The sequence below is a fragment of the Streptococcus agalactiae genome, assembly GCF_949788565.1.
GTDB classification, from domain to species: domain Bacteria; phylum Bacillota; class Bacilli; order Lactobacillales; family Streptococcaceae; genus Streptococcus; species Streptococcus agalactiae.
Genome location: NZ_OX460931.1, coordinates 325769 through 332500, shown reverse-complemented (window position 1 = coordinate 332500; position 6732 = coordinate 325769). Strand labels below are relative to the sequence as shown.

Below are 6732 nucleotides of genomic sequence, written 5' to 3'. Positions count from 1 at the left end.
AACAGATATGGATACTAGTCATTAACTAGTGGGTTCCCCCATTCGGACATCTCTGGATCAGCGCTTACTTACAGCTCCCCAAAGCATTTCGTCGTTAGTCACGTCCTTCTTCGGCTTCTAGTGCCAAGGCATCCACCGTGCGCCCTTATTAACTTAACCTTATTAACCTAGTTTCTTTAAAACTAGAAAACTCATTAAATATTCACAGCGTTTTCGGTTTATTTTCTTGTTACTTTCTACAATCTATTTCTAGATCGTGGAATTTGATATAGATATTCAATTTTCAATGAACAATTTGAATCTTTCGATTCAATGGAGCCTAGCGGGATCGAACCGCTGACCTCCTGCGTGCAAAGCAGGCGCTCTCCCAGCTGAGCTAAGGCCCCACAAGACCTCTCAAAACTAAACAAGACACAAATGGCAGGTTTCCTTATCCTTAGAAAGGAGGTGATCCAGCCGCACCTTCCGATACGGCTACCTTGTTACGACTTCACCCCAATCATCTATCCCACCTTAGGCGGCTGGCTCCTAAAAGGTTACCTCACCGACTTCGGGTGTTACAAACTCTCGTGGTGTGACGGGCGGTGTGTACAAGGCCCGGGAACGTATTCACCGCGGCGTGCTGATCCGCGATTACTAGCGATTCCGACTTCATGTAGGCGAGTTGCAGCCTACAATCCGAACTGAGATTGGCTTTAAGAGATTAGCTTGCCGTCACCGGCTTGCGACTCGTTGTACCAACCATTGTAGCACGTGTGTAGCCCAGGTCATAAGGGGCATGATGATTTGACGTCATCCCCACCTTCCTCCGGTTTATTACCGGCAGTCTCGCTAGAGTGCCCAACTTAATGATGGCAACTAACAATAGGGGTTGCGCTCGTTGCGGGACTTAACCCAACATCTCACGACACGAGCTGACGACAACCATGCACCACCTGTCACTTCTGCTCCGAAGAGAAAGCCTATCTCTAGGCCGGTCAGAAGGATGTCAAGACCTGGTAAGGTTCTTCGCGTTGCTTCGAATTAAACCACATGCTCCACCGCTTGTGCGGGCCCCCGTCAATTCCTTTGAGTTTCAACCTTGCGGTCGTACTCCCCAGGCGGAGTGCTTAATGCGTTAGCTGCGGCACTAAGCCCCGGAAAGGGCCTAACACCTAGCACTCATCGTTTACGGCGTGGACTACCAGGGTATCTAATCCTGTTTGCTCCCCACGCTTTCGAGCCTCAGCGTCAGTTACAGACCAGAGAGCCGCTTTCGCCACCGGTGTTCCTCCATATATCTACGCATTTCACCGCTACACATGGAATTCCACTCTCCCCTTCTGCACTCAAGTCCTCCAGTTTCCAAAGCGTACAATGGTTAAGCCACTGCCTTTAACTTCAGACTTAAAGAACCGCCTGCGCTCGCTTTACGCCCAATAAATCCGGACAACGCTCGGGACCTACGTATTACCGCGGCTGCTGGCACGTAGTTAGCCGTCCCTTTCTGGTTAGTTACCGTCACTTGGTAGATTTTCCACTCCTACCAACGTTCTTCTCTAACAACAGAGCTTTACGATCCGAAAACCTTCTTCACTCACGCGGCGTTGCTCGGTCAGACTTCCGTCCATTGCCGAAGATTCCCTACTGCTGCCTCCCGTAGGAGTCTGGGCCGTGTCTCAGTCCCAGTGTGGCCGATCACCCTCTCAGGTCGGCTATGTATCGTCGCCTTGGTGAGCCTTTACCTCACCAACTAGCTAATACAACGCAGGTCCATCTCACAGTGAAGCAATTGCTCCTTTTAAATAACTAACATGTGTTAATTACTCTTATGCGGTATTAGCTATCGTTTCCAATAGTTATCCCCCGCTATGAGGCAGGTTACCTACGCGTTACTCACCCGTTCGCAACTCATCAGTCTAGTGTAAACACCAAACCTCAGCGTTCTACTTGCATGTATTAGGCACGCCGCCAGCGTTCGTCCTGAGCCAGGATCAAACTCTCATTAAAAGTTTGAGCTTTGCTCTTTTCTGTCTCGCTGACAGATTTATTGTTTTTTTGTCATTGACGGATTTACAGTGTAAATCCACCCTGCACATTCGTTCGTCTTGTTCAGTTTTCAAAGGTCTTTGCCTCTCTTGAGACAACTTCTATATTCTAGCAAACTTATTCTGCTTTGTCAACTACTTTTTTTAAGTTGTTTATAAAATGATAATACAATATTAGGTTCGCTTAAGAACTCATTTAGTATACTATAATTTTTTATTTGTTGTCAATAGGTTTTAAAAAAATCTCAGAGAAAACCCTGAGATTTTTTAAATTATGTTACAAAGTTAATTTCCTTTAGCTTCAATTAAACCTAGTTCGCCATCTTCACGCTTGTAAAGGACATTTGTCGTATTATCTTCTGCATCTGTATAGATAAAGAAATCATGACCTAAAAGTTCCATTTGCAACAATGCTTCCTCAACATCCATTGGTTTTAGATTAACATTCTTAGTACGTACAATTCTTTGGCTTACTGCTTCTTCATCTGGCTCAGCCTCAAATTCTGTTGTGAAAACTTGACTTGCTGGAATCTTTTCACGATATTTTTTCGCAATTTTAGTTTTATTTTTACGAATTTGACGCTCAATTTTATCAACAACTAAGTCAATTGACCCATACATATCTTGTGAAACATCTTCTGCTCGTAAAGTAATAGAATCTATTAAGATTGTTACTTCAACTTTTGCGGTCTTCTCTCTGTATACTTTGAGGTTGACTCTAGTATCTAATTCTTGTGCTTCATTAAAGTATTTTTCAACTTTAGAGAGTTTGGTCTCAACATACTCACGAATAGCTTCTGTTACTTCGATGTTTTCACCACGAATACTGTATTTAATCATATGAGTACCTCTTTCTTGCGTTGTTAACGCTTTCTATACTCTTATTATAACCGCTTTCATGAAAATTTGCAAGATTTTAGCGTGCTAATGAAAAACTTTTTATATTTTTTATACCTTTTTCTTCTAATAGTTTCCTGATTTGTGCTATTGTTGCGCCTGTTGTATAAATATCATCAACAATTAAAAGGTTGTCCCCTAACTCAGCCTCATTTTTTAATGTAAATTGCTGAACTTGTTTGAGTCTTTCTTCTTTATTATTAGCCGATTGCTTACCTCCATCTTTTTTAGAAAGAATATTTTTGTAAGGTATATTTGCCGATTGTAGAAAAGCAATCACTTGATTAAATTGCCTATTTTGGTATCCTTCATGACTCAAGGGAACTGGCACTATAGTGTAGCCCTTATACTTTTTTAGAGCAGCTTTTATTTCTTTTGTAAAAACATCTTTCAACAAATAATCCCCTTGAAATTTAAAAAGAGAAAAATATTTTTTCATTGCTTCATTGTATCTATAAAGGGAAAAATGATTTACCTCTATACCTTTTTTACCCCAATAAATACAATCTTGACATTGTTTTTGGGGAATTTGCTTGCAACATGTTTGGCAACCCATCTCCCTACTAAGTGCTTCAAAACTACCCTTGCACGTTTGACAAATTACGTTTTGCTTTGGTTTTAGAAGCATAAGTTCCACAAAAGTTAATTGCGATAAATCTATTTCATGACATAACAAACAAGTCATTAAAATCCTCCTATATGATTCATGTTTTTAATCTCCTTTATAGCTTGGTGCATCGATTTACTTTTCCCATCATGAAGGAAGTAAAGGAGCCCTTCGGGCCTTTCTAATGCTCTTCCAACTCTTCCTGAAATTTGTACCAAGGAACTTTTCGTAAACAAATGATGATTTGCTTGTATAACAAAAACGTCGACGCTAGGGAAAGTTACTCCTCTCTCTAGAATGGTAGTTGACACTAGGATAGACAATTTGTTATCTCGAAAATCTTGCACTAACTTTAACCTAGATGTGCTCTTACTTGAAACAAAACCAATTTTTTCCATAGGAAAGGCTTGTCTTAAAATTTCGGTGAATACCTGACCTTCTGAAATATGGGGGAAAAATAATAACAAAGGATATCTCGTTTGTCGCTGTTTATTTATCAACTGATATAATTTGGGAGGTAGTTTTTGTGTCTGCAAGCTTTTCTGGATACCACTTACCCAAACCATCTCGGGTATCACTAACGGATTGGCATGAAATCTCCTAGCTAGATGCAATTTTTTTAGTTCTTTTCTTGCAACTTTTCTTTCTAACTCAGTCGTTGAAGTTGCAGTCAGAAAAATACTTGTTCCGTTTTCCTTTAAGGCCTGTTTTACACCCTGGTATAGTATCGGGTTGTCGACATACGGAAAAGCATCAACTTCATCAACAATTAGCAAATCAAAAGCATGATAAAATTTTAACAATTGATGTGTTGTGGCAATAGTTAAAGGGGATCTCTGATAAGAAGGAGATTCTCCATGCATTAATGTTATGGCACATCTAAAATCGTTTGAAAGTCGCTTATACAATTCTAAACAAACATCAATTCTAGGACTGGCAATACAAACGCTTCCTCCAGTATCAATTACTTTGGCGACAGAGTGGTATATCATTTCTGTTTTACCAGCCCCTGTCACAGCATGAACAAGAAGATTTTCCTTACTTGAAATACCTTTCAACAACTCTTCTGAAACCTCATTTTGATAAGGTGTCAGTTCCCCTTTCCATTTTAAAGAATTCGTTTTAGAAAATGTTTTTTGTGGGAAATAATATAAATTTTCATTACTAGTAACTCTTCCAAAAACTATACATTCTCTACAATAATAATTTCCAGTTGGTAATTGGCAATTTTTAGCAACAGAACTAGAGCATCGGGTACAAATATAGTCGCTTCCTTTCTTTATAAAAGATGGCAAGCTAATTGCAATTTTTCTAAGTTGCTCAGATAATTGTGCTTTTGTCCAAAGCCTACCTAAATAATTTTCCATATTATTTCATTCGGATTTTTTTGCTAAATTTGAAGAATTTTTGTAGAATTTCTCTATGAACTATAAAACGATAAAATCAGACGGAATTGTCGAAGAAGAAATTAAAAAATCGCGATTTATTTGTCATCTAAAGCGAGTAGAGTCCGAAGAGGAGGGGCGTAATTATATTACGCAAATCAAGAAAGCGCACTACAAAGCCAATCATTCGTGTTCAGCTATGGTTATTGGCGAAAAAGGGGATATAAAACGATCTAGTGATGATGGAGAACCTAGTGGTACAGCAGGTATCCCTATGCTAACCGTACTTGAAAAGCAAGGCCTGACAAATGTTGTTGCCGTCGTTACACGGTATTTTGGAGGTATCAAATTAGGCGCAGGGGGGCTTATTCGTGCCTACTCTGGTAGCGTAGCTAATACCATCAAAGAGATCGGGGTAGTAGAAGTTAAAGAACAAATTGGTATTCGTATTCAATTAACTTATCCTCAATATCAAACTTTTGACAACTTCCTAAAAGAGCACCACCTTCAGGAGTTTGAAACAGAATTTTTAGAAGCTGTAACCTGTAAAATATACGTTGACCCTAAGGAATTTGAACACACAATAACTAATTTGACAGAGTTCTACCAAGGAAAAGCTTTGTTAACTGAAGAAGGGAGTCAAATTGTTGAAATTCCCTTTAAGGCTGAAACCGATAAATAATAGCTATCACTTGATAAAGAATTGATATTTTACTTTAATCAATGTGAGTTTTATAATATTCTTAACCAATATCATGAAGAGGTATAGCTTATGTCAAAAATTTATAATTCTATTACAGACTTAATCGGAAATACACCCATTATTCAATTACATCATATTGTTCCAGAAGGAGCTGCAGAGGTGTACGTTAAGTTAGAATCCTTTAACCCAGGTTCATCTGTTAAAGATCGTATCGCTCTAGCTATGATTGAAGATGCAGAGCAAAAAGGGATTCTTAAAGCCGGAGATACAATCGTAGAACCTACATCTGGTAATACAGGTATCGGTTTGGCTTGGGTAGGAAAAGCTAAAGGGTATAATGTTATTATTGTTATGCCAGAAACCATGTCAATTGAACGTCGTAAAATCATTCAAGCCTATGGTGCTCAATTAGTACTAACACCTGGTAGTGAAGGGATGAAGGGAGCTATTGCTAAGGCAAAAGAAATTTCTGCAGAGCAAAATGCTTGGCTACCCCTGCAATTTAATAATCAAGCCAATCCAGAAATCCACGAAAAAACGACTGGTAGGGAAATTATCGAGACTTTTGGTGAAAAAGGTTTAGATGCTTTTATCGCAGGTGTGGGAACTGGTGGGACAATTACTGGTGTCTCTCGTGCATTTAAAAAAGTCAATCCTGATGTCGCTATTTATGCTGTAGAAGCTGATGAATCTGCAATCCTTTCTGGTGAGCAACCTGGGCCTCATAAAATACAAGGGATTTCTGCAGGTTTCATTCCAGAAACATTGGCTACAGATTCTTATGATCATATCATTCGCGTTACATCTGACGATGCTATTGAAACAGGACGTATCATCGGCGGACTAGAAGGTTTCCTCGCAGGAATTTCTGCTTCAGCTGCTATTTATGCTGCTATTGAAGTGGCCAAACAACTAGGAAAAGGGAAAAAGGTTTTAGCTCTTCTCCCTGATAATGGCGAACGTTACTTATCAACAAGCCTGTATGATTTTGAATAACTTTAATCTTCAGTAAACGATAACTAAAAAAGATTAGATATGTTGTCTGATCTTTTTTAGTTTATATCTCTTTAAATACTAGTAAGCCCTATTTAGTTAAAATATTAAAACGACAAA

Annotated in this window: 5 protein-coding genes, 1 tRNA gene and 2 rRNA genes (1 of these 8 running past the window's edge); 2 read left to right on the top strand and 6 right to left on the bottom strand. The window is 39.2% G+C overall.

The window, feature by feature from the left end; genetic code table 11:
- From QOR44_RS01905 to QOR44_RS01880, 6 genes are all read right to left on the bottom strand, one after another.
- Positions 1 to 159: ribosomal RNA gene (locus QOR44_RS01905) — 23S ribosomal RNA — on the bottom strand (it extends 2744 nt beyond the left edge of the window).
- A 154-nt stretch (positions 160 to 313) separates the two neighbouring features.
- Positions 314 to 386 (bottom strand) — tRNA-Ala (locus QOR44_RS01900).
- Between the two features lie 54 nt (positions 387 to 440).
- Positions 441 to 1989, bottom strand: a 16S ribosomal RNA gene (locus tag QOR44_RS01895).
- The 16S and 23S rRNA genes sit together here with 1 tRNA gene alongside, the layout of an rRNA operon.
- 323 nt (positions 1990 to 2312) lie before the next feature.
- A complete protein-coding gene (gene hpf, locus QOR44_RS01890; RefSeq protein WP_000599094.1) occupies positions 2313 to 2867 on the bottom strand; it encodes a ribosome hibernation-promoting factor, HPF/YfiA family in 555 nt (184 codons plus the stop codon).
- 76 nt (positions 2868 to 2943) lie between these two features.
- The gene (locus QOR44_RS01885) at positions 2944 to 3609 is read right to left on the bottom strand and encodes a ComF family protein (RefSeq protein ID WP_000128297.1); all 666 of its coding nucleotides are present in this window, start codon (positions 3607 to 3609) and stop codon (positions 2944 to 2946) included.
- The gene (locus QOR44_RS01880; RefSeq protein ID WP_000432961.1) at positions 3609 to 4898 is read right to left on the bottom strand and encodes an ATP-dependent helicase ComFA; all 1290 of its coding nucleotides are present in this window, start codon (positions 4896 to 4898) and stop codon (positions 3609 to 3611) included. The genes QOR44_RS01885 and QOR44_RS01880 overlap by 1 nt, the downstream gene beginning before the upstream one ends.
- Positions 4899 to 4953: 55 nt before the next feature.
- On the opposite strand from QOR44_RS01880, the gene QOR44_RS01875 reads away from it, so the two are divergent.
- Together QOR44_RS01875 and cysK are read left to right on the top strand one after the other, a co-directional pair.
- The gene (locus tag QOR44_RS01875; protein WP_001108147.1) at positions 4954 to 5598 is read left to right on the top strand and encodes a YigZ family protein; all 645 of its coding nucleotides are present in this window, start codon (positions 4954 to 4956) and stop codon (positions 5596 to 5598) included.
- A 90-nt stretch (positions 5599 to 5688) separates the two neighbouring features.
- Positions 5689 to 6615, top strand: coding sequence for a cysteine synthase A (gene cysK, locus QOR44_RS01870; RefSeq protein WP_000036947.1), 927 nt, complete (start codon positions 5689 to 5691; stop codon positions 6613 to 6615).
- Positions 6616 to 6732 lie beyond the last annotated feature (117 nt).

What these genes read in the sequence shown, in the direction of transcription:
- QOR44_RS01885 (WP_000128297.1), bottom strand. Translation starts at nt 3,609, where the DNA reads ATGACTTGTTTGTTATGTCATGAAATAGATTTATCGCAATTAACTTTT.
- QOR44_RS01880 (WP_000432961.1), bottom strand. Translation starts at nt 4,898, where the DNA reads ATGGAAAATTATTTAGGTAGGCTTTGGACAAAAGCACAATTATCTGAG.
- cysK (WP_000036947.1), top strand. Translation starts at nt 5,689, where the DNA reads ATGTCAAAAATTTATAATTCTATTACAGACTTAATCGGAAATACACCC.
- QOR44_RS01875 (WP_001108147.1), top strand. Translation starts at nt 4,954, where the DNA reads ATGAACTATAAAACGATAAAATCAGACGGAATTGTCGAAGAAGAAATT.
- hpf (WP_000599094.1), bottom strand. Translation starts at nt 2,867, where the DNA reads ATGATTAAATACAGTATTCGTGGTGAAAACATCGAAGTAACAGAAGCT.